The organism is Phytohabitans houttuyneae (assembly GCF_011764425.1).
GTDB classification, from domain to species: Bacteria; Actinomycetota; Actinomycetes; order Mycobacteriales; family Micromonosporaceae; genus Phytohabitans; species Phytohabitans houttuyneae.
The window spans coordinates 20,958-46,498 of the sequence record NZ_BLPF01000001.1 but is presented as its reverse complement, the minus strand read 5'-3'; the positions used below and the strand labels follow the sequence as shown (position 1 = coordinate 46,498).

At 73.4% G+C, this 25,541-nt stretch carries 25 protein-coding genes and 1 pseudogene; 20 read left to right on the top strand and 6 right to left on the bottom strand.

Annotation, left to right across the window (positions count from 1 at the left end; all coding sequences use genetic code 11):
- Positions 1-8: 8 nt before the first annotated feature.
- Together Phou_RS51990 and Phou_RS00215 are read left to right on the top strand one after the other, a co-directional pair.
- Positions 9-1,330 (top strand): annotated as a pseudogene (locus Phou_RS51990) (DEAD/DEAH box helicase); the annotation flags it as partial.
- Entirely contained in the window at positions 1,327-2,202 is an 876-nt protein-coding gene (locus Phou_RS00215) for an SWIM zinc finger family protein (RefSeq protein WP_173052448.1), read from the top strand. The pseudogene Phou_RS51990 and the gene Phou_RS00215, both read left to right, overlap by 4 nt.
- A gap of 657 nt (positions 2,203-2,859) precedes the next feature.
- Here the strand turns inward: Phou_RS00215 and Phou_RS00210 are convergent.
- A complete protein-coding gene (locus Phou_RS00210) occupies positions 2,860-3,543 on the bottom strand; it encodes an FAD:protein FMN transferase (RefSeq protein WP_173052446.1) in 684 nt (227 codons plus the stop codon).
- A 188-nt stretch (positions 3,544-3,731) separates the two neighbouring features.
- Between Phou_RS00210 and Phou_RS00205 the strand changes: the two genes are divergently transcribed.
- A complete protein-coding gene (locus Phou_RS00205; protein ID WP_281364992.1) occupies positions 3,732-4,472 on the top strand; it encodes a response regulator transcription factor in 741 nt (246 codons plus the stop codon).
- Positions 4,450-5,886 carry a sensor histidine kinase gene (locus Phou_RS00200; protein ID WP_173052437.1) on the top strand — a complete coding sequence of 479 codons (1,437 nt, stop codon included), beginning with the start codon at positions 4,450-4,452 and terminating at the stop codon, positions 5,884-5,886. The genes Phou_RS00205 and Phou_RS00200 overlap by 23 nt, the downstream gene beginning before the upstream one ends.
- A 61-nt stretch (positions 5,887-5,947) precedes the next feature.
- Here Phou_RS00200 and Phou_RS00195 read toward each other — a convergent pair whose 3' ends face one another.
- Positions 5,948-6,826: an ABC transporter ATP-binding protein gene (locus Phou_RS00195; protein WP_173052436.1), complete on the bottom strand. Its 879-nt coding sequence runs from the start codon at positions 6,824-6,826 to the stop codon at positions 5,948-5,950.
- 147 nt (positions 6,827-6,973) lie between these two features.
- On the opposite strand from Phou_RS00195, the gene Phou_RS00190 reads away from it, so the two are divergent.
- The 6 genes from Phou_RS00190 (at position 6,974) to Phou_RS00165 (ending at position 12,184) form a co-directional block, all read left to right on the top strand.
- Complete coding sequence (locus tag Phou_RS00190) at positions 6,974-7,975, top strand: NAD-dependent epimerase/dehydratase family protein (protein ID WP_246273088.1); 1,002 nt, start codon at positions 6,974-6,976, stop codon at positions 7,973-7,975.
- A gap of 68 nt (positions 7,976-8,043) precedes the next feature.
- Complete coding sequence (locus tag Phou_RS00185) at positions 8,044-8,931, top strand: ABC transporter ATP-binding protein (RefSeq protein WP_173052434.1); 888 nt, start codon at positions 8,044-8,046, stop codon at positions 8,929-8,931.
- A 119-nt stretch (positions 8,932-9,050) separates the two neighbouring features.
- Positions 9,051-9,761 (top strand): ABC transporter permease, encoded by a 711-nt coding sequence (locus Phou_RS00180; RefSeq protein WP_173052432.1) that lies wholly within the window; start codon positions 9,051-9,053, stop codon positions 9,759-9,761.
- Positions 9,758-10,849 carry a sensor histidine kinase gene (locus tag Phou_RS00175; RefSeq protein ID WP_173052430.1) on the top strand — a complete coding sequence of 364 codons (1,092 nt, stop codon included), beginning with the start codon at positions 9,758-9,760 and terminating at the stop codon, positions 10,847-10,849. The genes Phou_RS00180 and Phou_RS00175 overlap by 4 nt, the downstream gene beginning before the upstream one ends.
- Positions 10,846-11,451, top strand: coding sequence for a response regulator transcription factor (locus Phou_RS00170; RefSeq protein ID WP_173052428.1), 606 nt, complete (start codon positions 10,846-10,848; stop codon positions 11,449-11,451). The genes Phou_RS00175 and Phou_RS00170 overlap by 4 nt, the downstream gene beginning before the upstream one ends.
- Before the next feature lie 256 nt (positions 11,452-11,707).
- Entirely contained in the window at positions 11,708-12,184 is a 477-nt protein-coding gene (locus Phou_RS00165) for a tetratricopeptide repeat protein (protein ID WP_173058017.1), read from the top strand.
- On the opposite strand, the gene Phou_RS00160 is transcribed toward Phou_RS00165, so the two are convergent.
- Positions 12,157-12,957 (bottom strand): MBL fold metallo-hydrolase, encoded by an 801-nt coding sequence (locus tag Phou_RS00160; protein ID WP_308784472.1) that lies wholly within the window; start codon positions 12,955-12,957, stop codon positions 12,157-12,159. The genes Phou_RS00165 and Phou_RS00160 overlap by 28 nt on opposite strands.
- An 80-nt stretch (positions 12,958-13,037) precedes the next feature.
- On the opposite strand from Phou_RS00160, the gene Phou_RS00155 reads away from it, so the two are divergent.
- The 3 genes from Phou_RS00155 to Phou_RS00145 are packed head-to-tail and all read left to right on the top strand — an operon-like array spanning position 13,038 to position 14,964.
- Positions 13,038-13,874 carry a phosphotransferase family protein gene (locus Phou_RS00155; RefSeq protein ID WP_173052426.1) on the top strand — a complete coding sequence of 279 codons (837 nt, stop codon included), beginning with the start codon at positions 13,038-13,040 and terminating at the stop codon, positions 13,872-13,874.
- Positions 13,875-13,919: 45 nt separating this feature from the next.
- Positions 13,920-14,309 (top strand): cupin domain-containing protein, encoded by a 390-nt coding sequence (locus Phou_RS00150; protein ID WP_173052424.1) that lies wholly within the window; start codon positions 13,920-13,922, stop codon positions 14,307-14,309.
- Positions 14,310-14,346: 37 nt separating this feature from the next.
- Entirely contained in the window at positions 14,347-14,964 is a 618-nt protein-coding gene (locus Phou_RS00145; RefSeq protein ID WP_173052422.1) for a histidine phosphatase family protein, read from the top strand.
- 6 nt (positions 14,965-14,970) lie between these two features.
- On the opposite strand, the gene Phou_RS00140 is transcribed toward Phou_RS00145, so the two are convergent.
- On the bottom strand, positions 14,971-16,611 hold the full coding sequence (locus tag Phou_RS00140) for a hypothetical protein (RefSeq protein ID WP_173052420.1): 1,641 nt from the start codon (positions 16,609-16,611) through the stop codon (positions 14,971-14,973).
- Positions 16,612-16,701: 90 nt separating this feature from the next.
- Between Phou_RS00140 and Phou_RS00135 the strand changes: the two genes are divergently transcribed.
- The 6 genes from Phou_RS00135 to Phou_RS00105 all read left to right on the top strand — a co-directional run bounded on the left by Phou_RS00135 (position 16,702) and on the right by Phou_RS00105 (position 22,616).
- Entirely contained in the window at positions 16,702-17,061 is a 360-nt protein-coding gene (locus Phou_RS00135; RefSeq protein WP_173052418.1) for a hypothetical protein, read from the top strand.
- Positions 17,058-18,518: an FAD:protein FMN transferase gene (locus tag Phou_RS50810; RefSeq protein WP_218578546.1), complete on the top strand. Its 1,461-nt coding sequence runs from the start codon at positions 17,058-17,060 to the stop codon at positions 18,516-18,518. The genes Phou_RS00135 and Phou_RS50810 overlap by 4 nt, the downstream gene beginning before the upstream one ends.
- Entirely contained in the window at positions 18,515-19,813 is a 1,299-nt protein-coding gene (locus tag Phou_RS00120; protein WP_173052416.1) for an NADH-ubiquinone oxidoreductase-F iron-sulfur binding region domain-containing protein, read from the top strand. Before Phou_RS50810 ends, Phou_RS00120 begins: the two co-directional genes overlap by 4 nt.
- Positions 19,810-20,043, top strand: coding sequence for a ferredoxin (locus Phou_RS00115; protein ID WP_218578545.1), 234 nt, complete (start codon positions 19,810-19,812; stop codon positions 20,041-20,043). Before Phou_RS00120 ends, Phou_RS00115 begins: the two co-directional genes overlap by 4 nt.
- A 997-nt stretch (positions 20,044-21,040) precedes the next feature.
- Complete coding sequence (locus Phou_RS00110; protein WP_173052414.1) at positions 21,041-21,418, top strand: DUF2255 family protein; 378 nt, start codon at positions 21,041-21,043, stop codon at positions 21,416-21,418.
- A gap of 34 nt (positions 21,419-21,452) precedes the next feature.
- Entirely contained in the window at positions 21,453-22,616 is a 1,164-nt protein-coding gene (locus tag Phou_RS00105; protein ID WP_246273087.1) for an MFS transporter, read from the top strand.
- Positions 22,617-22,854: 238 nt separating this feature from the next.
- On the opposite strand, the gene Phou_RS00100 is transcribed toward Phou_RS00105, so the two are convergent.
- Positions 22,855-23,538: a helix-turn-helix transcriptional regulator gene (locus Phou_RS00100; protein WP_173052412.1), complete on the bottom strand. Its 684-nt coding sequence runs from the start codon at positions 23,536-23,538 to the stop codon at positions 22,855-22,857.
- 140 nt (positions 23,539-23,678) lie between these two features.
- Positions 23,679-24,074 (bottom strand): VOC family protein, encoded by a 396-nt coding sequence (locus Phou_RS00095; protein WP_173052410.1) that lies wholly within the window; start codon positions 24,072-24,074, stop codon positions 23,679-23,681.
- Between the two features lie 164 nt (positions 24,075-24,238).
- Here Phou_RS00095 and Phou_RS00090 point away from each other — a divergent pair, with 164 nt between their 5' ends.
- The gene (locus Phou_RS00090) at positions 24,239-25,522 is read left to right on the top strand and encodes a citrate synthase (protein WP_173052408.1); all 1,284 of its coding nucleotides are present in this window, start codon (positions 24,239-24,241) and stop codon (positions 25,520-25,522) included.
- Positions 25,523-25,541: the final 19 nt, after the last annotated feature.

Below are 25,541 nucleotides of genomic sequence, written 5' to 3'. Positions count from 1 at the left end.
GCCACAACACCGTGCAGTTGCTTGCGCTGATCTCGGGCGACGGGCCGGAGGTGGGGCCGACGCTGCTTGTCTGCCCCATGTCGCTGGTCGGCAACTGGGAGCGGGAGGCGGCGAAGTTCGCGCCCGGGCTGCGCGTGCACGTGCACCACGGCGCGGAGCGGGCGCGCGGGGCGGACTTCGCGGCGGCGGTGCGGGAGTCGGACGTGGTCGTCACGACGTACTCGATCGCGGCGCGGGACGCCGAGGCGCTCGGCGAGATCCCGTGGCACCGGGTGGTCGTCGACGAGGCGCAGGCGATCAAGAACGCCGCCACCCGCCAGGCCGCCGCGGTCCGGGCGCTGCCCGCGCGGCACCGCGTGGCCGTCACGGGCACCCCGGTGGAAAACCGGCTCGCCGACCTCTGGTCCATCATGGACTTTGCCAACCCGGGGCTGCTGGGCGCGGCGGCGGCGTTCAAGAAGAAGTACGCCGAGCCGGTGGAGCGGCACGGTGACGAGGAGGCGGCGGCGCGGCTGCGGCGGATCACGGGCCCGTTCGTGCTGCGGCGGCTCAAGACCGACAAGACCATCATCTCGGACCTGCCCGAGAAGCTGGAGATGGAGGTGCTCTGCAACCTGACCGGTGAGCAGGCGTCCCTGTACCAGGCGGTGGTCGACGACATGCTCGAAAAGATCGAGCGGAGCGACGGCATCGAGCGGCGTGGCCTCGTGCTCGCCACGATGAGCAAGCTCAAGCAGGTGTGCAACCATCCCGCGCAGTTCCTGCACGACGACACGCGGCTCGCCGGGCGGTCGGGCAAGCTGGCTCGCCTGGAGGAGATCCTCGAGGAGGTGCTGGCGGCGGGGAGAAGGCGCTGCTGTTCACGCAGTACGCGGAGTTCGGCGGCATGCTCCGCGCCCACCTCTCCGCCCGCTCCGGCCGCGAGGTGCTCTTCCTCCACGGTGGAGTGTCCAAGAAGGACCGCGACGCGATGGTGGCCCGCTTCCAGGGTCCCGCCGGCCCGCCGCTGTTCGTGCTCTCGCTGAAGGCGGGCGGCACCGGCCTCACGCTGACCGCGGCCAACCACGTCGTGCACGTCGACCGGTGGTGGAACCCGGCGGTCGAGGACCAGGCGACCGACCGGGCGTTCCGGATCGGGCAGCGGCGGGCGGTGCAGGTACGCAAGTTCGTGTGCGCGGGCACCGTCGAGGAGAAGATCGCCGGCATGATCCGCGACAAGCGGGGGCTGGCCGCGAAGATCGTCGGTACCGGCGAGCAGTGGCTCACCGAGATGTCCACATCGGATCTGCGCAAGCTGTTCGCGCTCGAGGCGGGGGCGGTGGTCGAGTGACACAGCCGGGTGGTTTCCGCCAGTACGGCCGCACGCGTTCGGTCGAGGGCGGCCTCAAGGCGCGCAGCACCCGCGGCGCGATCGGCGAGTCGTGGTGGTCCCGCCGCTTCCTGGCGGTGCTGGAGTCGTTCGCGGTCGGCAGCCGCCTCACGCGCGGCCGCTCGTACGCCCGCAAGGGCCAGGTGCTCTCGCTCGCCGTGGCACCGGGCGAGGTCACCGCGTCGGTGCAGGGCTCACGCGAGGCGCCGTACCAGGTGTCGATCCGGCTGGAGCGCTTCTCCGCCGCCGTGTGGGCCCGCGTCGAGGAGGCCCTGGCCAGCCAGGCGCTCTACAGCGCCCGCCTGCTGGCCGGCGACGTACCGCCCGAGCTGGAGCAGCTCTTCTCCGACCTTGACGCGCCGCTCTTCCCGCAGGCGATGACCGACCTGCTGATGCGCTGCACCTGCCCCGACCACGCGGTGCCGTGCAAGCACCTGGCGGCGACGTTCTACCTGCTGGCGGAGGAGTTCGACGACGACCCGTTCCAGATCCTGCACTGGCGCGGCCGCTCCCGCGAGGATCTGCTGTCCCGCCTGCGCCTGCTGCGCGGCGGCGGCGTGGCCGGTGAGCCCTCCCGCCGCAGGGAGCGCCCGCCGGCGCCGGTGGGTGCCGCGTCCGCGCTGGCCGAGGTGGTGGACACGCCGCTGGCGGAGACGGTCGACCGCTTCTGGCTCCCGCCGCAGCCGCTGCCCGCGCGCCCGCCGACGCTGGAGACCGAGCCGGACCTGCTGCTGCGCCAGCTCCCCACGCCCGGCCCGCAGCTGGGCGGCGCCGGCCTGGTGGCCCGCCTGCGCCCCGCGTACGAGGCGTTCTCCGAGACACCCCCGCCCTAGCGCCTGCCGGCCCGCGCCGCGCCACACGTCGGTGGGCGCACTCGCGCGCCCAGGTCGAGAGCCACTCGTGTCTAGAGACCCTTTCGCCGTGCAGGGTGAGCCCTATCTGGAAACCTCAATCCGAACGAGATGTGAGCTGCCGCGATGTGCGTCGTGGTCCGGACCGTTGCTCCCGCGGCCTCACCCTGCGCGGTCGCCAGGCTCAACCCCAAGGGCGGTAGACAACGGTCTGGACCACACTGGCTCCTTGATCGGCGTCGACAAAGGCCTGTACAGAGCAGATCGTGGACGTCTACTGCCCCTGTAGGGGCAGTAGACGTCCACGATCTCAACGGGACCCGGGGTTAACCGCGCCCAGCGCGGAAGGTGAGGCCGCGAAGCAACGGTCCGGACGACTGCGGACGGCCGCCGCAGCTCAGATGGTCTGCCGGTGGGGCGGCCTGCGCGGGTGCGGGGTGCGGTGAAACGACCAAGCGCCGTGGCACGTCGGGGCAACAACGGCCACCGGTAGCGGCGCGACCGGCCGGCGCTGTCAGCCGCGCGCCAGAAGGGGTGAGCTGGGCGACCGCGGAGGGCGAGGCCGCGGGAGCAACGGTCCGGACCACCGCGGACGTCGCGGTAGCTCACATCATCAAAAAAGGCTGCCGGATCGCGGGCTCAGGAGACGGTGTGGGCGCGCGTGCCCGGCGGGAGCGGGGTGTCGGGGCGCAGGTCGGCGGCCTTGGCCAAGGCGCTCGCGGTCAGCGCGTCCGCCGCCTCGACCGTCACCGCCGTCCAGGTCCGCGGTGCGGGCCGGCCGGTGGCGGGGTCGACCAGCGGCGCGCGTGACGTGCCCAGTGACCGTCCCGCGGGCAGCGTGCCCGGCCAGCCGGGGACGGGCCAGCCGCCCGCCGGCGCGGGGCCGCAGGTGGCCACGTCGCCGGCCACGCTCACCCGCGCGCCCACGCCGAAGCGGGTCGTGACGAGGGTGGCGCAGCGGTCGGCCGTGCGCGCGGCGGCCGTGGCGTTCAGGTCCAGCAGGACGGTCCGGGGCAGCGTCAGCCACCGGCCGTCGAGGCGGACGTCGCGCCAGCTGTGGCGGCGGGCCCCCAACAGGCCTACCGCGGAGCCGCAGGCCGGCAGCCACGGTCGGGTGTGGAGCAGCGCCGCGCCGACCGTCGGGTCCACGGCGCCGTCCGTCAGCCGGGCGGCCTCCAGGGCGGCGCGGACGAGGTCGGCCAGGACGGGGCTCAGGTGGACCGGGCGGCCGGCGGCGAGCGTGACGCTCGGCAGTTCGCGGGCCAGGGCGGCGCGCGCGGCGGCGACCTCGCGGGCCACCAGGCGCCGCGCCTCGCGAGCCACGGTGCCGACCGAGGAGTGTGACAAAGGCTGAGCGACAGCGAGTGAGAAGGGCAGGGACACCACGGAAGCGTGCGGCTTCGGGCTGTGCGGCTGTTCGGGCGCGGCTGTGCGGGAGCTGTGACATTCTCACAGTTGGCGCACAGAAACGGCCCAGGCCGGGCACAGGCGCGCTCGCCAGCATTAGGAGCGTGATCAGCGTGAACGCGAGGACGGCCGGGCCCGAGCTGCGCCGGCCGGACGGTGAGCCGGTGCGGGTGCTCGTCGTGGACGACGAGGCCACGCTCACCGACCTGCTGTCGATGGCCCTGCGCTACGAGGGCTGGCAGGTGCGAAGCGCCGGCAACGGGCTGGCCGCGGTGCGGGTGGCGCGCGAGTTCGAGCCGGACGCGGTGGTGCTCGACATCATGCTGCCCGACCTCGACGGCCTGGAGGTCCTGCGGCGGCTGCGCGGCGTGCGGCCCGACGTCCCGGTGCTCTTCCTCACCGCGCGGGACGCGGTCGAGGACCGGGTGGCGGGGCTGACCGCGGGCGGCGACGACTACGTGACCAAGCCGTTCAGCCTGGAGGAGGTCGTGGCCCGGCTGCGCGCGCTGATGCGGCGGGCCGGCGTGGGCACCACGCGCGACGACGCGGTGCTCGTGGTGGGCGACCTGAGCCTCGACGAGGACAGCCACGAGGTGCGGCGCGGCGGCGACCTCGTGTCGCTGACCGCGACCGAGTTCGAGCTGCTGCGGTACCTCATGCGCAACCCCCGCCGGGTGTTGAGCAAGGCGCAGATCCTCGACCGCGTGTGGAACTACGACTTCGGCGGGCAGGCGAACGTCGTCGAGCTGTACATCTCGTACCTGCGCAAGAAGATCGACGCGGGCCGCCCGCCGATGATCCACACCCTGCGTGGCGCGGGCTATGTCCTCAAGCCGGCGCAGTAGCTGGTCGCTGCGGGCCCGCCTGCTCGCGGCCGTCATCGCGCTGCTCGCGGTGGTCGGGCTGACGATCGGGGTGGCCACCACGTTCGCGGTGCGGGACTACCTCATCCAGCAGGTCGACGCGCAGGTCCAGGAGGAGGCCCGGCGCGACGTCGGCTTCCACATGAGAGGGCCGGGCGACCCGGGCACCGTCCGGCCCGGCCAGCCGAAGGACACCGTCCGCGCGGTCGTCCGCCCCGGCGGTGCCGTGTCGGGTGAGCGGGCCGACCCCTATGCCGACCGGGGCCGCAGCGACATCACCGCCGAGCAGGGGCGGGCGCTGGCCTCGGTGCCCGTCGACGGCACGATCCGCACGACCGAGCTGCCCGGCCTCGGCGGGTACCGGGTGGTCGCGGTGAAGACGCCCGACGGCGACTCGATCACCGCGATCCCCCTCGGCTCCGTCAACGACACCGTGCTGCGGCTGGTCGCCATCGAGGTGGCCGTCGTCGGCGCGGGCGTGCTCCTGGCCATGAGTGTCGGCGCGTTCATCATCGGCCGCGCGCTGCGGCCATTGCGCCGCGTCGCCGCCACCGCCGGGCGGGTCGCCGAGCTGCCGCTGGACCGGGGCGAGGTGGCGCTGTCGGTGCGCGTGCCCGAGGCGGACACCGACCCGCGCACCGAGGTCGGGCAGGTGGGCGCGGCGCTCAACCGCATGCTGGGGCACGTCGCCGCCGCGCTCTCCGCGCGGCAGGCCAGCGAGACGCGGGTACGGCAGTTCGTCGCCGACGCCAGCCACGAGCTGCGCACGCCCCTCGCCGCGATCCGCGGGTACGCGGAGGTGACCCGCCGGGGCCGTGACGAGGTGCCGCCGGACGTGGCGCACGCGCTGCGGCGGGTGGAGTCGGAGTCGGCGCGGATGACCACGCTCGTCGACGACCTGCTGCTGCTGGCCCGCCTCGACTCGGGCCGTCCACTGGAGACGGAGCCGGTGGACCTGTCCCGGCTGCTCGTCGACGCGGTCAGCGACGCGCACGTGGCCGGGCCGGAGCACCGGTGGCGGCTCGACCTGCCCGAGGAGGCGGTCACCGTGCCCGGCGACGCGGCGCGCCTGCACCAGGTCGTCGGCAACCTGCTGGCGAACGCGCGTACCCACACCCCGCCGGGCACCGAGGTCACCGTCACCCTGCGTCCCTGGGACGGGGGAGGCGCGCAGGTCAGCGTGCTGGACACGGGGCCGGGCATCGCGCCGGAGCTGCAGGACGACGTCTTCGAACGGTTCGCGCGCGGCGACACCTCCCGCTCCCGCGCCGCCGGCAGCACGGGCCTCGGGCTCGCCATCGTCGCGGCGGTGGTGGACGCGCACGGCGGGAGCGTCGAGGTCGAGAGCGGGCCGGGCCGCACCGAGTTCGTCGTGCGGCTGCCGGGTTCACAGTGACGGCACTCGTCGACTCCAGCGGCCGGGTTGTCGGGATCACGGTGGCGATCGCCACGACGGGTCAGGACAGCGGCAACATCGGGCTCGGCTTCGCGATCCCGGCCGACACCGCCTCGGCCGTCGCGTCCCAGCTCGTGTCCTGAGGCCCGCGGGAGGGGCGGCGGGCGGCCGGCACCACCAGCGGGCTGCCCGTCTCCGGGTCGGGGATGACCCGGCAGGCCAGGCCGAACACCTCGCCCACCAGCGCGGCGTCGACGATGTCGCCGGGCGCGCCCTCGGCCACGATGCGGCCGTCGCGCATGGCGATCAGGTGGGTGGCGTACCGGCAGGCCTGGTTGAGGTCGTGCAGCACCGCGACGAGGGTGCGGCCGCCGGTCTCCTGCAGGTCGGCGCAGAGGTCGAGCACCTCGACCTGGTGGGTGATGTCGAGAAACGTGGTGGGCTCGTCCAGTAGCAGGATGCCGGTCTGCTGGGCGAGGGCCATCGCCAGCCACACCCGCTGCCGCTGGCCGCCGGAGAGCTCGTCGACCAGGCGGTCGGCGAGGTCGGTGACGCCGGTGGCGGCCATCGACTCGCGCACCACCCGCTCGTCCTCGCGGGACCACTGGCGCAGCAGGCGCTGGTGCGGGAAGCGGCCGCGGGCGACGAGGTCGGTGACCGTGATGCCGTCCGGCGCGATCGAGGTCTGGGGGAGCAGGCCGAGGCGGCGGGCGACCTCTTTGGACGGGTACGACGTGATGGCCTTGCCGTCGAGGTGGACGGCGCCGGTGCGGGGGCGGAGCATGCGGGAGAGGGCGCGCAGGAGCGTGGACTTGCCGCACGCGTTGGGACCCACGATCACGGTGAACGAGTTGTCGGGGATTGTCACGCTTAGTCCCTCGGTCACGACCCGCTGGTCGTACGCGAGCGTGAGCCCTTCGCCGGCCAGCCGCGTCGGCACGAGAAACCACCCCCGGTCCCACGAAGTTTGGTGAGCCTAACATAACCTCTGACCTGCCCTGTCGTGCAATCGACGCACCTCTTTGGGGCTCAGCCCCACGTTGCTAACGTTCTGCGTCGGAGAGCGTGGGCTTGGGGGACATAGGCGGTGAACGGCGGAGCGGTCAGCCTGAAGGCTCGGGCTCTCATATTGGGCGGCGCCGACTTCTTCGGCCTGCACCTCGCGCGACGCTTGGTGACCGAGGGCTACCACGTCGTGGTGGTCGACAACCTGTCCCGTGGCCGAAACCGCGCCGAGGTGGCCGCGCTCGGCGCCACGCCCGGCGTCGAGCTCATCGCCGGTGACCTCACCGACCCCGCCACCTGGTCCGCCCTGCAGCGCGGCTGGGCGCAGATCTACCTGCTGCCGCCCGCGCCGCTGCCGAGGGCGATCGAGTCCGACCCGGTCCGGTCGGTGCGCGGGCACGCCCTCGCCGCCCTTCACCTGCTCGACTGGGCCGCGCCCGGCGACAAGGTCTTCTTCGCCTCCTCCGGCGAGGTGTACGCGGACGGCGTCGAGGACGGCGTCGTGCAGGTGCCGACCGAGGAGTCCGAGCCGGTGGTGGTCGGCGACCTGGCCGAGCCCCGCTCGGCGTACGCGGCGAGCCGCCTGTTCGCCGAGGCCGCGCTCGTGCACGCGGCCCGCGCCGGCCGCAGCCGGGTGGTGGTGGGGCGCTTCTACGACGTGTACGGGCCGCGCATGGGCACCGACCACCTGATCCCGCAGATGTGCCTGCGCGCCGTGCGCGGCGACGACCCGTTCCTGGTCAAGGGGCCGCACCGCAAGCGCGCGTTCTGCTTCGTCGACGACGCGGTCGAGGCCACGCTGCGGCTGATGGAGGCGCCGGCCGCGGTCGGCGAGATCGTCCACATCGGAAACGACGCCCCGCAGGCCGCGATCGGCGAGGTGGCCCGCATGGTGCTGCGGATCGCCGGCGTGGAGACCCGGGTGGTGGCCGAGCCCGCCCCGCCCGGCTCGCCCGCCCGGCGCGCCCCCGACCTGGCCAAGCTGCGCCGACTCACCGCCTTCGAGCCCTCCGTCGACCTCGCCGACGGGCTGCGCCGCACCTTCTACTGGTACCGCCGGACCTGGGCGCACGGGCGGCCATGACATCCGTCATGCCCCGGGGCTGACGAGCGGCGTACGCGCGGGGGCCCGCGCCGCCGGACGGTAGGTGCATGACACCGACCGTCGCCCTCCACGGGCTCACCAAGTCGTACGGCAACGTGCGCGCCGTCGACGGCCTCGACCTCACCATCCGGCCCGGCGAGGTCGTCGCCCTCCTCGGCCCGAACGGCGCCGGCAAGTCCACCACCATCGACATGCTGCTCGGCCTCGCCCGGCCGGACAGCGGCAGCGCGCTGCTGTTCGGGATGGCACCGGCCGCGGCCATCGCCGCCGGCAGGGTGGGGGCGCTGCTCCAGTCCGGCGGGCTGCTGCCCGACCTCACCGTCCGGGAGATCGTCGAGCTGTCCGCCGCCCTGTACGCCGGCCACCGCGCGGTGCCCGACGTGCTCGCCCGCGCCGGCCTCACGGACCTCGCCGGCCGCCGGGTCGCCAAGCTCTCCGGCGGGCAGCAGCAGCGGGTGCGGTTCGCGATGGCGCTGGTCGCCGACCCCGAGCTGATCGTGCTGGACGAGCCCACCACCGGCCTGGACGTGGAGGCGCGGCGCTCGTTCTGGGCGGCGATGCGGGAGGAGAGCGGCCACGGCCGCACGGTGCTGTTCGCCACGCACTACCTGGAGGAGGCGGACGCGTTCGCCGACCGGATCGTGTTCGTGCGGGCCGGGCGGGTGGTCGCCGACGGTACCGCCGCGCAGATCAAGGCCCAGGTCTCCGGCCGCACGATCCGGGCCACGCTGCCCGGCGCGGACCCGGGTGCCCTAGCCGGCCTGCCCGGCGTCGACGAGGTGGAGACCCGCGGCGACGCGGTGCTGCTGACCTGCCGCGACTCGGACGCGGCGCTGCGCGCGCTCATCACCACCACACCGGCGTACGACATCGAAGTCACCGCGCGCGGCCTCGAGGACGCGTTCGTGGCGCTCACCATGGAGGCAGTCAAATGAGCGGGATTCGTGTGAGCGGGATTCGTGTGAGCGGGATTCGTGCGGCTACGGACCTGGACCTCGGCGGCGGACGAGCGCGGAACAGCGGAGCGTGGCGCGCAGGGTGGACGTACCTGCTGATGGAGCTCAAGCGGCTGCCCCGCAACCGGCGTGTGCTGATCTTCAGCATGCTCATGCCGGCCGTGCTGCTGCTGGTCTTCGGCGGCCTCAACAAGGGCCAGGATCTCAACGGCGTGGACGCCTCGGCGTACATCATGGTCAGCCTGGGCGTCTTCGGCTCGATGACCAGCGTGATGGGGCGGGGCGGTTCGATCGCCGTCGAGCGGGGCATCGGCTGGAACCGCCAGCTGCGCCTCACCCCGCTGCGCCCCAGCCGGTATGTCGCCATCAAGGTGGCCACCTCGCTGCTGATGGCCGTCCCGCCGCTCGTCGTCGTGTACCTGATCGGCGCGCTCGCGCTCGGCGTGCACCTGTCGGCGGCGACGTGGCTGCTGGTGTTCGTCGGCTCGTGGCTCGGCGCGCTGCCGTTCGCCGCGCTCGGCGTGGTCATCGGCTACATCGCCACTCCGGACAGCGTGCAGCAGATCTCCGCGCTGCTGTACATGCTGCTCGCCGCGTTCGGCGGGCTGTGGGTGCCGGTCGAGGTCATGCCGCGGCTGATGCGGGACATCGCCGAGTTCACGCCCGCGTACTGGGTCGGCCAGCTCGCCCGCAACCCGCTCTTCCACGGCTCGCTCGACCCGCGCGCGCTGCTGGTGCTGCTGGCCTGGGCGGTGGGACTGGGCGCGATCGCGCTGCGGCGGTTCCGCGCCGACACCGCACGGGCATGAGTAGCGTTCGCAGCGTGCGGGGACGCGTCTTCCACCTCTGGTACGGGGTCTGGCTGGTCTACCTGATCGAGCCGCTCGTCCAGGCGTGGCGCGAGGACAGGCCGGCCGTGCGCGCGCTCGGCGTGGTGGCGGTCGGTCTGTTCGCGGCGATCTTCATCTGGTTCTTCTCCGCGTTCCGCCGCGCCCGCGAGCAGCGCCGCCCGATACCCGGCTGGTGGGGGTGGGCGAGCGTGGCCGCGATGTTCGCGCTCTCCCTGGCGATCATGCCGGCGATCGGGGAGAGCGCGCTCGGCATGTACGCCTTCATCGCCGTCGTCGCGCTCTTCGCCCTGCCCCGCCGCGCGGCCGTCGCGCTGGCGGCGGCGCTGGTGCTGGCGCCCTCGGTCGTGCCGTACGCGGTACCCGGCTGGGAGCCCCGCTTCGACCTCAGCTTCTCCATCTTCCTGGCCTGCCTGATCGTGCTCGGCGTGACCCAGCTGCTCAAGCGCAACTCGGAGCTCGCCGCCGCCCGCGAGGAGATCGCCCGCCTCGCGGTCGCCGACGAGCGCAACCGCCTCGCCCGCGACCTGCACGACCTGCTCGGCCACTCGCTCACCGTGGTCGCGGTCAAGGCCGAGCTGGCCGGCCGGCTCGTGCGCCTGGCGCCGGAACGCGCCGAGGAGGAGATCGGCGACGTCGAGCGGCTCGCCCGCCAGTCGCTGCGGGACGTGCGCGCGGCCGTCGCCGGGTACGCACAGGCGTCGCTGGCCGCCGAGCTCGCCGGCGCGCAGGCCGCGCTCACTTCGGCGGGCATCGAGGCCGACCTGCCCGAGGACGTGGAGCAGGTGCCGCCGGAGCGTCGCGAGCTGTTCGGCTGGGTCGTGCGGGAAGGTGTCACAAACGTGGTGCGCCACAGCGGTGCCAAGCGCTGCCGGATCCGCGTCACGCCGCGGGAGGTCGAGGTCACCGACGACGGCCACGGCCCGGACGGCGCGTCCACCGGGCGGGGCCTGGCCGGGCTGCGGGAGCGGGCGGAGGCCGCCGGCGGCTCGCTCACCGTCGGCCGCGCGCCGGAGAGGGGGTTCACTTTGCGGGTACGGGTGCCGTGATCCGCCTCCTCCTCGCCGACGACCAGGCGCTCGTGCGCGGTGCGCTGGCCGCTCTGCTGTCCCTCGAGCCGGACCTGGAGGTGGTGGCCGAGGTCGGCCGCGGTGACGAGGTCGTCGAGGCGGCCCGCGCCCACCGGCCCGACGTGGCGCTGCTCGACGTCGAGATGCCCGGCCTCGACGGGCTCGCCGCCACCGCCGCCCTGCGCGCCGCGCTGCCGTCGTGCAAGGTGCTTGTCGTCACCACGTTCGGCCGGCCCGGCTACCTGCGCCGCGCGATGGCCGCCGGCGCCAGCGGCTTCGTGGTCAAGGACACGCCCGCGCGGCAGCTCGCCGACGCCGTACGCCGCGTCGCCGCCGGCCTCCGCGTCGTCGACCCGGGGCTCGCCGCCGAGTCCCTCGCCGCGGGGGACAGCCCGCTCACCGCCCGCGAGGCCGACGTGCTGCGCGCCGCCCGCGACGGCGGCACGATCGCCGACCTGGCCGCCGCGCTGGGCCTGTCCGAGGGCACCGTGCGCAACCACCTCTCGGCCGCGATCGGCAAGACCGGCGCCCGTACCCGCGCCGAGGCCGTCCGCCTCGCCGACGCGTCGGGCTGGCTCTGAGCGCGGCCGGGTGGGCTTGTCGCGCGGACCCGGCAGCGGAGGCCGGGGTTTCGGCGAGCGCCGAGCGAGCCGCCGGCCGCAGCGGTGCCCGCGGGAAAGCACCCAAAGAAAACGCTCCGCTGCGCTCCACGTTTCCCCCGGGGCCCGCGCATACGGTCAGCGGCTGGCGCGGACCGGGGCAAAATTCTGTGAGATCCGCGGATACCGCTGCCCGGTGACCTTGCGGCGCAGGTCAACGCCATATGGTGATCGGGTGATGTGGGAAGAGCGGGTCGCCGAGGCGTGGCAGCGGATCGACGAGTTCGAGCCGGAGGAGTTCCGGGCGCTCATCGAGTCGCTTGCCAGCGAGCTGCCGGCGGGGAGCGCGGAGGCTGACTTCGAGCGGGCGTGCGCGTTCGACTCCACGGGCGTCCCGGAGCGGGCGGTGCCGCTCTACCGCGCGGCGCTCGCCACCGGGCTCACCGGTGAGCGGCGGCGGCGGGCGACCATCCAGCTGGCCAGCTCGCTGCGCAACCTCGGCAGTCCACAGGAGAGCGTCGCGCTGCTGGAGCAGGAGCGGGACCGCACCTCCGACCACCTCGACGACGCCGTCAGGTGCGTGCTCGCGCTCGCCCTCACCGACCTGGGCCGCGAGCGGGAGGCGGTGTCGCTGCTGCTGATCGCGATCGCTCCGCACCTGCCGCGCTACCAGCGCTCGATGGCCAACTACGGGCGGCTGCTGGTCGAGCCGTAGGGCACGCCCAGCCGGGCGGCGAGCACCTCCGGCGGGTCGTAGGGCGGGTCGCCGCGCAGCTGCCGGTACGCGCGGTCCAGCGCCTGCCGCGCGAAGTCCTCGGGCAGCGGCATGTCCGGCCACGCGTCGTCGACCGGGCGGCCCGCCGCGTACGCCTCGCGCGCCACCTCGGCCGCCCGCGCGAGCGTGGCGCCCTGCTCCCGGACGAACGCCCCGTCGACCACCGCGCCGTGCCCGGGCACCACCGCGCCGGTGGCCAGCGCGGCGACGGCGTCCATCGTGGCCGGCCAGTCCAGCGGAAACGCGTCGCCGAACACCGGCGGGTAGCCCTCCTCGACAAGGTCGCCGGCGAACAGCACCGCCGCGTCGGGCACGTCCACCACCACGTCGTTGTCGGTGTGGCCGCGCCCCAGGTGTCGCAGGTGGACGGTGCGGCCGCCGAGGTCGACCGCCGCCTCGCCGCCAAATGTGCGGTCCGGCGGCACGATCTCCACGGCGGCGAGGTCGGCGGAGAGGGGCGGCTCGGCGCGACCCGCGAAGTGCGCCCGCTTGACCGGCCCGTCCCGGCGCAGCATCTCGGCGCAGCGCTCGTGGCCCCAGATCGGCGCCGGCAGGAACGCGTGGTTGCCGAAACAGTGGTCGAAGTGACCGTGCGTGTTGACCACCACCCACGGCAGCGCGGTCACCCGCCGCACCGCCTCGGCGATCTCCCGTCCCTGCGGGTGGGTCATGCGCGTGTCCACGACGAGGCAGGCGGATTCGCCCACGATCAGGCCCGCGTTGGGGTAGGCCCCTCACCTGGGCTCACGAAGACTCGGTCACCAAGCTCAACCCACACTCATAGGATTGTCCCATGGTCGACTCGGAGGAGCGCGTGCGTGCGCTGGTGGCCGCGCACCTCCCCGAGTACCGCGTGGAGTCGGTGACCCGGCTCGGCGCCGGCCTCGACAACGTGGCCTACGAGGTGAACGGCGACCTCATCGTCCGCTTCGGCAGCGGCGCCGGCGCCGACCGCGAGGCGCGGTTGCTCACCGCCGTCGGCAACTTCTCGCCGCTGCCCGTTCCGGTGCCGTGCTTCACGGACTCGGGCTGCCTGGCGTACCCGAAGCTGCGCGGCGTGCCCCTCCTGGACGCCGCCGGCGTCGACGGGCTCGCGGTGGCCGCGGCCCTGGGCGGTTTCCTGGCCGCCCTGCACGCCGCACCGGTCGAGCGGATGGGCAAGCTCGTCGCCACCGACGACCTGCCGATGGACGAGTGGCGGCGCGAGGCGCGGGAGACGTACGCGTCGGTGTCCGCAAACGTGCCGTCGGCGTACCGGCGGCGGGTCGAGACGTTCCTGGAGACCTCGCCGCCCGAAGACCCGGAGACGCTCGCCTTCTCCCACAACGACCTGGGCATCGAGCACGTCCTCGTGGACCCGCTCACCGGCGCGGTCACCGGCGTCATCGACTGGTCCGACGCGGCGATCGTCGACCCGGCGTTCGACTTCGGGCTGGTGTACCGCGACCTCGGCCCGGCCGCGCTGGACGCGGCGCTCGCCGCGTACGGCGGTGGGTCCGAGGCCCTGCGCGCGCGGGCCGTCTTCTACGCGCGGTGCAACGTCTTCGAAGACCTGGCCTACGGCCTCGAGACAAGCCGCGAACGGTACGTGGCCAAGTCGCTCGTCGCGCTGGAGTGGCTGTTCGCGTGAGCGGGGGCGCACGCGCGTTCAAGACGCGCGCGGGATGATCGGGACATGACGCAACCGGTCAACCTCAGCGCGGCGCTGGCCTCCTTCGACGAGGTGTACAGCCCGCGGATCGTCGCCCGCATGAACGACTACGACGTGCGCGTCGCCCACGTGCGCGGCGAGCACGTCTGGCACACGCACGAGGACACGGACGAGTTCTTCCTGGTGCTGGAGGGGCGCTTCGACGTCGCGGTGCGCGCGGCCGACGGCACCGAGTCCACGGTGGTGCTGAACAAGGGCGACACGTACGTGGTGCCGCGCGGCGTCGCGCACAAGCCCTCGTCGCCCGGCGGCTCGATCCTGATGTTCGAACCCTCGGGCACGCTCACCACCGGCGACCACCACGAGGGGGAGATCCCGGCCCACGTCGACAGCACCGCTGGCCACGCCCTGTAGCCACCCCCACATCCATGGGGTCCTAGGCTTGAGCGCCATGCGGTTGGTACTCATCCGTCATGGTGAATCGGAGCACGGGCGCCGCGCGCTCGTCGCCGGGCCGCGCGGTTGCCCCGGGCTCACGCAGCGTGGTCGGGAGCAGGCGCGGGCGTTGCGGCGGCGGTTCGCGGACGAGGAGTTCACGGCGGACGTGCTGCTCTCCAGCGGCACGCCGCGGGCACAGGAGACCGCGCGGATCCTCGCGCCGTCCGTGCTGGCGCCGGACGTCCTCGTCGACTGCGACCTCTGCGAACTGCACCCCGGCGACGGCGACGGGCTGCCGATCGCGGAGTTCGCCGCCCGGTACGGCTCGTTCGACGTGCAGGCCGAGCCCAACCGGGTGGTCGCACCCGGCGGCGAGTGCTGGAACGACTTCGTCACGCGGGTCCGCCGCACCACCGACGCGCTGCCCCGGCGCTTTCCGGGGCGGCGGGTGGTGGCGGTCTCGCACGGCGGGTTCATCTCGTGGGCGTTCCTGACCCGCTTCGACGTGCCCCGGCCGGGGACCGGCGCCTACATCAACCCGGCGTACACGTCGATCACCGAGTGGGAGTACACCGAGCCGAACGGGCCGTGGATCCTCATGCGCTACAACGACATCGCGCACCTGGAGTAAGCCGCGTCAGAAGAGGGCCACCCCGTGTGACGGGCAGTCGCGGATGTCGGGGACGGTCTCGGGCACGCAGTACGCGGGGAGCCCGGCAAGCAGGTCCTTGCGGTACACCAGGACCACCGCGCCGTCGAACTCGTGCCGCTCGGCCGGCGCGCCGAACTGGGCCGTCGCCACCGCCTCGGCCCGCGCGCCCGGCACTCGCGTGTCCAGCACCAGGAACGTGGCGTCGTGCGTGGCCGCGTCGTACCAGTCCACTTTGGACTCCCACCGGTAGGCGGCCACCCGGTCGCCGGCCACCACCGGCCGCACCGCCACGCGGCCGCTGGTGAGCAGCGTGATGTTGTTGGCGTTCCAGTACTCGCCGAGCCCGTAGCGCAGGCCGCGCCCGTCCAGCCACTCCGCGACGTCCTCGGCGTGCCCCGGCGCGCCCCGCGCGGCCGCGTGACCGGCCAGCTCGGCCGCGAGCAGCACCGCCACGGCCGCCGCGACCGGCGCGGCGCGGGGGAGTGTGGCGAGGCGGGGACCCCAGACGCGGCCGGCCAGCACGGCGCCGAGCGGGAGGACGGCCACCACCTGGCGGGCGGAGAGCAGGTCGGTCGGCAGGGCGGAGACCACGAACGCGCCGAGGTTGACCAGGACGCCGACCGCGGCCAGCTCGGCCAGCCGGTCACCGGGCTCGCCGGCCGGCCGGCGCAGCGCCCGGGCCACGACCACGACGAGCGCGGTGGCCGCGGCGAGCAGTCCCACGAGGTGGAACGCGGACATGAACGTGTCGAGCGGGCCGTGCCGGTCCGGCGGGTACGCGCCGTAGTTGACCGCGACCACCCGCACCCCCAGCCAGGCGTGCCGGCCCAGGCTGGACAGCTCGGCCAGCTTCGCCTCGGCCGCGTGCGCACCGAAGCCGCCGGCCGCCCGGAGCAGGACCAGCGTCACCTGCGCCAGCACGACGGAGCCGGCACCGGCGAGCACGAGGCGGGCGTCGGGGCCGCGCCACGAGCGCCCGCGCCAGGCCCGCCACCCGCTGACCAGCATGAGCGGGAGCACGCCGATGTACATGACCAGCGGGTCGGCGATCTGCGCCCAGGCGAGCATGACCGCGATCACGACCGGCAGCCCCCGGCCGGGCCGCGCGCGCTCCAGCACCAGCCAGGTGGCCAGCAGCGGGATCGCGGTGCCGGTGTGGTCGGGCGAGGTGAGCAGCGTGATCGCGGCGTGGCCGAGCGCCGGCACCGCGACGATCGCGACCGCCACCCCGATCCGCGCCGCCGCCTCCCGCCCGGTGGCCCGGCCCTTCGCCGCCGCGGCGACCAGCAGCACGACAAGCGTGAAGACGAGCGCGGCGGTGGCGTGGGTGGTGTCGCCGTGGAAGCCGTACACGAGCTCGACAAGCATGAAGAGCAGCAGCTCGTTCGTGTAGAACGACACGTCGGTGACGGTCCAGCCGCTGAGCAGCACGTTGCCGTCGAGCATCTCGCGCGCCTGGAGGGCGTTGCTCGCGCCGTCGGAGTTGACACCGAGCTGGCGGGAGATCAGCAGGTAGGCCGCGAAGAGCAGCGGCGCCGCCACCGCGGCGAGCAGCCACGGCCGCCGCCGGAGCGGCCGGGTCGGATCGACACTTTTCGGCGGTACGTCCGTCACTGCCCGTTCCACCGGAGGCACCGTACCGCACGGTGCGAATGAACCTTGCGCGGGAACCGTCCGTACCACTGGTTACTCGTCACCTGTGTGAGGGAGCCGTGCGTGAGGGAGCCGACGGACCGCCACCAGCCCAGGCATGTCGATCGGCGTGACCAGGGCATGCGACGGCAGCGCCTGGTGACCCAAGCGGCGGCGGGCGGGGCCACCGCGCTCGCACTGCTGTTCGGTTGGATCTTCGCCCAGCCGGCGCCGGCCCCCGCCGCTGAGCAGCCCGCCGCGCCGGTCAAGAAGACGCCGGCGACCAAGAAGCCGGCCGCGACGAAGAAACCCGCGACGAAGAAGCCGGCCGCGACGAAGACCGAGGACGAGCCCGAGCTCAAAGCGCCCGAGGAAGCCCCGGTGGAGGAGCCACCCCAGGAGGAGGCGGCACCGCCGCCGGACACCCAGTCCGGCGGATCATGACTTCGGTACGGGCGGCGCCACCTCGCGCCGCCTTTCCCGCGCTCGGCACCACGGCCGTCCTGCTCGTCACCGACGCGGCCGCGCTCGCCGAGGGGGAGCGGCTGCTCCGCGCGAGCCTCGCCGAGGTCGACGCGGCGTACAGCCGGTTTCGGGACGACTCGGAGATCGTGCGGCTCGGCGCGTACGAGGGGCGGGTCGCACCGGTCAGCCCACTGCTCGCCGCCGCGCTCCACGCGGCTCTACGCGCGGCCTCGGCCACCGACGGCCTGGTCGACCTCACGGTCGGCCAGGCCATGATCGATCTCGGCTACGACCGGGACTTCGCGCTCGGCCCCGCCGACGGCGACCCGCCCGCCCCGCGCCCCGCGCCCGGCTGGTGGCGGGTGCGGCTGGACGCGGCCACGGGCCAGGTGGTCGTGCCCCGCGGCGTCCGGCTCGACCTCGGCTCCACCGGCAAGGCGTACGCGGCGGACCGCGCCGCCGCCCGCATCGCCGCGCTCGGCTGCGGTGTGCTCGTCTCGCTCGGCGGCGACCTCGCCACCGCCGGCCCGGCACCCGAGGGTGGCTGGCTCGTCGGCGTCGGCGACGACCACCGCGCGGCGGCGCCCGGCGACCCCGTGGTGACGATCCGCTCCGGCGCGCTCGCCACCTCCAGCACCACCCAGCGGGCGTGGCGGCGGGGTGGCCGCGCGGTGCACCACATCGTCGACCCGCGCACCGGCGACCTGCCGGCACCCGTGTGGCGCACCGTCTCGGTCGCCGCCCGGACCTGCGTGGACGCGAACGCCGCGGCCACCGCGGCGGTCGTCCGCGGCGAGGGCGCGGACGCCTGGCTCGACGGGCTCGGCCTTCCGGCCCGGCTGGTGGGTCACGACGGACGGGTCGTGACCGTCGGGGGTGGAGATCTCATGCCTGACGTGTCGCTCTGGCACGCGGCGCGGGCGAGCGGCTTCGTGGCGACGCTGCTGCTCACCGCCACGGTGCTGCTCGGCATCCTCGGCCCGATGCGGGTGGGCACGCCGAGCTGGCCGCGCTTCACGCTCGCCGGCCTGCACCGCAACATCTCGCTCATCGCGCTCGGCCTGCTCGGCGTGCACGTGGTGAGCGTCGCCGTCGACTCGTACGTGCCGATCACCTGGACGGACCTCTTCGTGCCGTTCATCTCCGCGTACCACCCGGTGTGGATGGGGATCGGCACCGTCTCGTTCGACATCTTCCTGGCGCTGCTGGTGACGAGCATGCTGCGGCCACGGATCAACCCGCGGATGTGGCGGGTGCTGCACTGGTCGGCGTACCTCTGCTGGCCGCTTGCGTTGGTGCATGGACTGGGGATCGGCACCGACGCCTTGTCCGGCTGGCCACTCGGCCTGTCGGTGGTCTGCGCGCTGGCCGTCCTGGCCGGCGTGGGCTGGCGGATCGCCGCGGCCCGCAAGAAGATCCTGGCGAGGCTCTCATGACGATCATGTTGGAACGCGGCACCCGGCAGGGCGCCCCCGGCACCCTGCCCCGGCTCCTGGCCGGCGGCCGGCGGCTGGGCGAGCACCGCGCGACGTACGGGCAGATCCCGCTGCGCCGCTTCGCCGGCGAAGACGGCCGCCGCACGCTGATCCGCGCGATCACCGACGCCGGGCTGCGCGGGCGTGGCGGCGCCGGCTTCCCGACCGGGCGGAAGATGACCAGCGTCGCGGCCGGCGCCAAGCGCCCCGTCGTGATCGCCAACGGCTGCGAGTCGGAGCCCGCCAGCCGCAAGGACAAGATGCTGATGGCGTGCGCGCCGCACCTCGTGATGGACGGCGCGGTGCTGGCCGCGCACGCCGTGGGCGCCGACCGCGTGTACCTCTGCGTGGAGCGCGGCACGAGCATCGCCGACCGCCTGGAGCGCGAGCTCGCCCAGCGCGACGACCCGGTGAAGTGGAAGCTGGTGCGCGTCCCCCGGCGGTACGTGTCCAGCGAGGAGTCCGCCCTCGTCCACCTCATCAACGACGGCGACGGCCGGCCGATGGCGGCGCCCCCTCGGCCGTACGAGAAGGGCGTGGCCGGCCGCCCCACGCTCGTTGACAACGTGGAGACGCTCGCGCACGTGGCGCTGATCGCCGCGTACGGTCCGGGCTGGTTCCGCGAGGTCGGCACCCGCAGCGACCCCGGGTCCACTCTGGTCACCGTCGGCGGCGCGGTGGCCCGCCCGAACGTGTACGAGATCGCGCCCGGCATGCGCCTCGGCGAGGTGCTCGACGCTGCGGGCGGCGCGGTAGAGCCGATCGGCGCGGTGCTGGTGGGCGGCTACTTCGGCACCTGGGTCCCCATGCCCGACGGCTGGGGCCTCCCGCTCACCCACGACCGCACCGGACCGCAGGGCACCAGCCTCGGCGGCGGCGGCATCATCGCCCTGCCCGCCGAGTCGTGCGGCCTGGCCGAGACCGCGCGCGTGGTGCGCTACCTGGCCGAGGAGTCCGCGCAGCAGTGCGGCCCGTGCATGTTCGGCCTTCCGGCGATCGCCACCGACCTGGCCGCCGTGGCGTACGGCCGCTGCGACCCCGCCACGCGCCAGCGGCTGAGCCGCCGCATCGCGCAGGTCACCGGCCGCGGCGCCTGCCGGCACCCGGACGCCGCCACCAAGCTCGCGACGAGCGCGCTGACCACCTTCGCCGACGACCTGATGACCCACATGGACGGCTGGACCTGCACCGGCGTGAGCCGCGACCCCATCCTCCCGCTGCCCGACCGCCGCCACCGCGACCGGAGCTGGAAGTGAGCGCCCCCAACCCGGAGGGCCTGCGCCTGCAGGTAGACATGATCAAGTGCGTGGGCCACGCCTCCTGCTTCGAGCTCCTCCCCGAACGCGTCTCCCTGGACGAGTGGGGCTACCCGATCATCGAGACCGACCCCCTGCCGTCAGGCCTTGTCTCCCACGCGAGGCGCGCGGTCGCCGCCTGCCCGACTCTCGCCCTGCGCGTCGACGGCAAGGTCGCCCGCAAGCGCTAGAGACCTTTCGCGGTCAGGGTGAAGCCCTTCTGGAAAGTTCAAACCGAAGGAGATGTGAGCTGCCGCGATGTCCGCGGTGGTCCGGACCGTTGCTCCCGCGGCCTCACCCTGCGCGGTCGCCAGGCTCAACCCAAGGGCCTGCTCCATGGACAGCCGGACGGCGGCGCCGAGCCCGCCCACGATGCGGCGCCGTCTTGGAGGGCTTTACTACCGTCTGTGACCATCCGTCGGACGGATGCGGCGCCGCAGTCGAGATCTTGGTGAGTTGGCGCGTTATTTCGACGCTAACTTGCCAAGATCTGCCGGAGCGGGCTCCTGGGTTGAGCTGGGCGACCGCGGAGGGTGAGGCGGCACCCGCGGCATAGCGGCAGCTCACAGCTAACTCGGGTCGGACTCTGCGAAGGCTCACCCTGACCGCGAAAGGTCTCTAGAGACCGTTTCAGTGGTCCGGACCGTCGCGCGGGGCCCCGGGGGAAACGTGGAGCGCAGCGGAGCGTTTCTTGGGGTGCGTTCCCGCGGCCTCACCCTCCGCGGTGGGCGAGCTTCAAGTTCCGGGTTGCCGTTGAGATCGTGCGGTCGCCCAGATCGGCGTCGGCAAGGGCGACCGGTCCGTTCCGTTGTGGACGGATTCGCCCACCTCGACCTCAAAAAGCTCTCGGGCCCGCTCTCCGCGTGCCGTCCCTCTGCGTGATCATGGTTCGCGCAGCGGGCCACGGTCGACGTGGGTGAACAGGATTACGCCTCGGGGGAGCGGCCAGTGGCGGCCGGGGCGCTGGGTGGGGTTGGCCACCGCGGAGGGTGAGGCCGCGGGAGCAACGGTCCGGACCACCGCGGACATCGCGGTAGCCCGGATTTGCATTGGGATCTTGCTTTGGGGCTTTGGTGACGGAGCCCTTGGCGGGGTGTTCGGTCTCACGCCGCCGCTGGAACGGGTCCTGGCTGGGTATCGCTGGAAGAGGCATCAAGGGGCGCTGCGCGCCCGTGAGGGGGAACTGCGATGTCCGACTGGAAGGCCGACGAGCTGACCGCGATCGAGGGCGCCGACGAGCTGCGGATCGCGCCGCTGCGGCGGAACGGCACGCTTCGCGAGCCCACCACCATCTGGGTGGTTCGGGACGGTGACGACCTGTATGTCCGGTCGTTCAAGGGCGCGGGGTCGCACTGGTACCGCGGCACCCGCGCCCGCCATCAGGGCCACATCGAGGCGGGGGGCGTCGGGCGCGACGTCAGGTTCGTCGACGAGACCGACCCGGGGGTGAACGCCCGGATCGACGACGCCTACCGCGGGAAGTACCAGCATTACGGGGCGCAGTACGTCGATCCGATGCTCGCGCCGCCGGCCCGCGCTGCCACGCTGCGGCTCGAACCTCGGTAGCTGAGCGCTCCGCCACCTGGCAAGATCAACGACCGTGACCCGGCGGCTGACATTCCTGTTCGCGGTGGCCGCCGGCGTGGCGGTCGGCAACCTGTACTGGGCGCAGCCGCTCCTCGACTTCATCGCGGACGACCTGAACGCCTCCACCGCGACCGCCGGCTGGCTGGTCACCGCGACCCAGGTCGGCTACGCCGCGGGCATCCTGTTGCTCGTACCGCTCGGCGACGTGCTCGACCGCCGCCGCTTCTTGCCGGTGATGATGCTGTGCGCCGCGGCCGCGCTGGTGCTGTGCGCGCTCGCGCCCACATTCGCCGTGCTGCTGGTGGCGATCACCGCACTCGGCGTCACCACCGTCTCCGGCCAGATCCTCACCCCGCTCGCCGGGGACCTGGCCGGCGACGGCGACCGCGGCCGGGTGGTGGGCGCGGTCGTCTCGGGGCTGCTGACCGGGATCCTCGCGTCCCGTACCGTCAGCGGTCTCATCGCCGACGTCGCGGGGTGGCGGGCGGTCTTCGCCCTGGCCGCGGCGCTGTCCGTGCTGTTCGCGTTCCTGCTGTACCGGGCGATCCCGTCGCTGCCGGGCAAGGCGCGGATGCCGTACCACCGGCTGATCGCGTCGGTCGGCACGGTGGTGCTGCGCGACCGCACCGTGCGGTGGACGATGGCGCTGGGGGCGAGCGGGTTCGCGGCGCTGACGATGTTCTGGACGGCGCTGACGTTCCTGCTCAGCGGCCCGCCCTTCGGCTACCCGGTCTCCGTCATCGGCCTCTTCGGCCTGGCCGGCATCGCCGGCGCGCTCGCCGCACAGCGCGCCGGCGCCCTGCACGACCGCGGCTGGTCACTGCCGGCGACCGGCGCGGCGTGGGGCCTGGCGCTGGGTGCGTGGGTGGTGGCGCTGTTCGCGGGGCGTTCGGTGGTGCTGGTGATCGTGGTGGTGGTCGTGCTCGACGCCGCCATCCAGGCGCAGGGAATCCTCAACCAGACCCGCCTCTTCGCCGTGTCGCACGAGGCCCGGAGCCGGCTGAACACCGCGTTCATCACCGGCAATTTCGCCGGTGGCGCGCTCGGCTCCGCCGCCGCGACGGTGTTGTGGTCCGCCGGCGGCTGGCGGGCGGTGTCGGCCGCGGGTGTGGTGGTGAGTTGTTTCGCGCTGGCTGTGTGGGCCGTGGGCCGGAGGGGTCCGCTGCGGGGCACGTAGAAGGGTCGTGGACGGGGTGCGTCGGTCCTGCGGGTCCGGGATGGTGCACCGGGGAGCTGGCCACGCCGGCGCGGACACCGTGAGCTGGGAGGACACCGGAGGCTGTCGTAGGGAAAGCTATCCATACTCCGAAAGTCGAGCCGACCGCGGAGGGTGAGGCCGCGGGAGCGACGGTCCCGACCACGGCGGACATCGCGGTAGCTCGCATCTGGTTCGGGGTTGTGCGGCACGGCGCAGGTCAAGGGCGGATGAGCTCGCCCATCGGCGCCCCGCCGAGCGCGCGGGCATCCCGGGACAGGTGGGCCTGGTCGGCGTAGCCGGACTCCACCGCCACCCTGGCCAGCGGCGTGCCGGACCGGGCCAGCGCGAGCGCCCGCTCCAGCCGGAGGATGCGGGCCAGCGTCTTCGGCCCGTAGCCGAACGCGGACAGTGACCGGCGGTGCAGCTGCCGCTCGCTGAGCCCGACCTCGTCCGCGACCGTGGCGACCGGCGTGCCGGCGCGCAGCAGTGACACGACCGCCGAGACCTCGCGGGCGGGGCCGCCGGCGGCCGCCAGTCGCGTGGCGGCGATGTCTTCCAGGGCGCGCTCGGGTGCGGCGGCCACGCGCTCGGCGGCCTCGCGTGCCAGGCGGCCGGGCCACAGCGCGGACAGCCGCACGCGCGAGTCGCGGAGCTCGTCGGCCGGCACGCCGAGCGCGGCCGGTGCCGTCCCGGGCGCGAAGCGGAGGCCGACGATCGTCTCGCCGGTGTCGAGGCGGGACTCGTAGGCCGCGGTGTCGGGGCCGGCCACCACCAGGTCGCCGCGCCACCACAGCAGGTCCATGCAGCCGTCCGGCAGCACGCGCCCGGCGCGCGGCTCACCGACGGCGGTGCGCCGCCACACATAGGCGCCGGGCAGCCGGGAAGGCCGCTCCTCGTACACACGCCGAGGCTACCGGCGACCCCCGACATCCGCGCGTCACTACCTCCCGGGGCCGGCGTTGATCAGGGACTTCGTGGGTGGACACGCCGACAGACACGCCCACCAACTCCCTGATCAACAACCCCCGAGCGGGCAGCCGGCTAAGGCAAGCGGGCGAAGAGGTCTACGCCGTTGCCGTCGGGGTCGTGGACCATTGCGTACCGCTGGCCCCAGAACGCGTCCCACGGCTCCTTGTGCCCTTCGAAGCCGGCGGCCACCAGGTCCGCGTAGACCTTGTCGACCTCGGCCGGGCTGTCGCAGGCGAACGCCAGCGCGGCCCGCGGCCCACCCGCCGACGGTGGCTGCCACTCGGGATCGAACGAGCGGACCGTTTCCACCGTGTCAAGAAGCAGGCGCAGGCCACCGGCCAGCTGGGCCTCGACGTGAGGTTCGGACTCAGCCCCGTCGGGAAAGACAAGACCGAGGCGGCGGTAGAAGGACAGGGAACGGGTCATGTCGGCCACTACCAGGCCGATCGCGTCTACACGAGGTGCCATGACCACCACGCTAGGAGGCCGCCGGAGTAGGTGGCTTGAACAAAACAGACAAGGGTTAGTGACGCATTCCTCACGGGCGGGCGCGCTCAGGCCTATCAACCCCGGAGGGATTACGGTTGAGTAAAGCCACTCACGAAGAATCTGCGGGCGAAGCGAGGCACCCCATGACGGTTGTGAAGCTGGAGCACCACGGCGGACAGCTGCCGATGCCGGTGCACGAGGCGGTCGAGGGCGCCTCCGGCATTGACGTCGGCAAGCTCCTCAAGGAGACCGGGTACGTCACATTCGACCCGGGCTTCGTCAACACCGCGTCCACGACCTCCGCGGTTACGTACATCGATGGCGACGCCGGCATCCTGCGCTACCGGGGGTACCCGATCGGCGAGCTGGCCGAGCGCGCCAGCTTCCTCGAGACGTCCTACCTGCTCATCTACGGCGAGCTGCCGACGAAGCAGCAGCTGGAGACGTTCAGCGACAAGGTGCGCATGCACACGCTGCTGCACGAGGACCTGCGGCGCTTCTTCGACGGCTTCCCCCGCGACGCCCACCCGATGCCGGTGCTCTCCTCGGCGGTGAGCGCGCTGTCGACGTTCTACCAGGACAGCCTCGACCCGTTCGACGCCGACCAGGTGGAGATCTCCACGATCCGGCTGCTGGCGAAGGTGCCGACCATCGCGTCGTACGCGTACAAGAAGTCGATCGGCCAGCCCTTCATGTACCCGGACAACGCCCTCGGGTACGTGGAAAACTTCCTGCGCATGACGTTCGCCGTGCCCGCGACGGCGTACGAGGTGGACCCGGTCGTCGCCAAGGTGCTCGACATGCTGTTCGTCCTGCACGCCGACCACGAGCAGAACTGCTCCACCTCTACGGTGCGCCTCGTCGGCTCGGCGCAGGCCAACCTCTTCGCCTCGGTATCCGCCGGCGTGCACGCCCTCTCCGGCCCGCTGCACGGCGGCGCCAACCAGGCCGTGCTGGAGATGCTCGACAAGATCAAGGCGGATGGCGGCGACGTGAAGTCGTTCGTACGCCGGGTCAAGGACAAGGAGCCCGGCGTCAAGCTGATGGGCTTCGGTCACCGGGTGTACAAGAACTACGACCCCCGCGCGGCGATCGTGAAGCAGGCCGCGCGCGACGTGCTGGAGCGGATGGACCAGCCGGACGAGCTGCTCGACCTCGCGATGCAGCTGGAGGAGATCGCGCTGGCTGACGACTACTTCGTCTCCCGCAAGCTGTACCCGAACGTCGACTTCTACACCGGCCTCATCTACAAGGCGATGGGCTTCCCGCCGAAGATGTTCACGGTGCTGTTCGCGCTCGGCCGCCTGCCCGGCTGGATCGCGCAGTGGCGCGAGATGATGGCCGACCCGGCCAACAAGATCGGCCGTCCGCGCCAGGTCTACACGGGGGCCGCGGAGCGGCCGTACGTTCCCATCGACGAGCGGTAACTCAAGGTACGATCCGCTC

Bases quoted from the DNA above. Each gene is read 5' to 3' on its own strand.
- Phou_RS00200 (WP_173052437.1), top strand. From the start codon at position 4,450: ATGTCCTCAAGCCGGCGCAGTAGCTGGTCGCTGCGGGCCCGCCTGCTC.
- Phou_RS00185 (WP_173052434.1), top strand. From the start codon at position 8,044: ATGACACCGACCGTCGCCCTCCACGGGCTCACCAAGTCGTACGGCAAC.
- Phou_RS00180 (WP_173052432.1), top strand. From the start codon at position 9,051: ATGGAGCTCAAGCGGCTGCCCCGCAACCGGCGTGTGCTGATCTTCAGC.
- Phou_RS00175 (WP_173052430.1), top strand. From the start codon at position 9,758: ATGAGTAGCGTTCGCAGCGTGCGGGGACGCGTCTTCCACCTCTGGTAC.
- Phou_RS00165 (WP_173058017.1), top strand. From the start codon at position 11,708: ATGTGGGAAGAGCGGGTCGCCGAGGCGTGGCAGCGGATCGACGAGTTC.
- Phou_RS00155 (WP_173052426.1), top strand. From the start codon at position 13,038: ATGGTCGACTCGGAGGAGCGCGTGCGTGCGCTGGTGGCCGCGCACCTC.
- Phou_RS00150 (WP_173052424.1), top strand. From the start codon at position 13,920: ATGACGCAACCGGTCAACCTCAGCGCGGCGCTGGCCTCCTTCGACGAG.
- Phou_RS00145 (WP_173052422.1), top strand. From the start codon at position 14,347: ATGCGGTTGGTACTCATCCGTCATGGTGAATCGGAGCACGGGCGCCGC.
- Phou_RS50810 (WP_218578546.1), top strand. From the start codon at position 17,058: ATGACTTCGGTACGGGCGGCGCCACCTCGCGCCGCCTTTCCCGCGCTC.
- Phou_RS00120 (WP_173052416.1), top strand. From the start codon at position 18,515: ATGACGATCATGTTGGAACGCGGCACCCGGCAGGGCGCCCCCGGCACC.
- Phou_RS00110 (WP_173052414.1), top strand. From the start codon at position 21,041: ATGTCCGACTGGAAGGCCGACGAGCTGACCGCGATCGAGGGCGCCGAC.
- Phou_RS00095 (WP_173052410.1), bottom strand. From the start codon at position 24,074: ATGGCACCTCGTGTAGACGCGATCGGCCTGGTAGTGGCCGACATGACC.
- Phou_RS00090 (WP_173052408.1), top strand. From the start codon at position 24,239: ATGACGGTTGTGAAGCTGGAGCACCACGGCGGACAGCTGCCGATGCCG.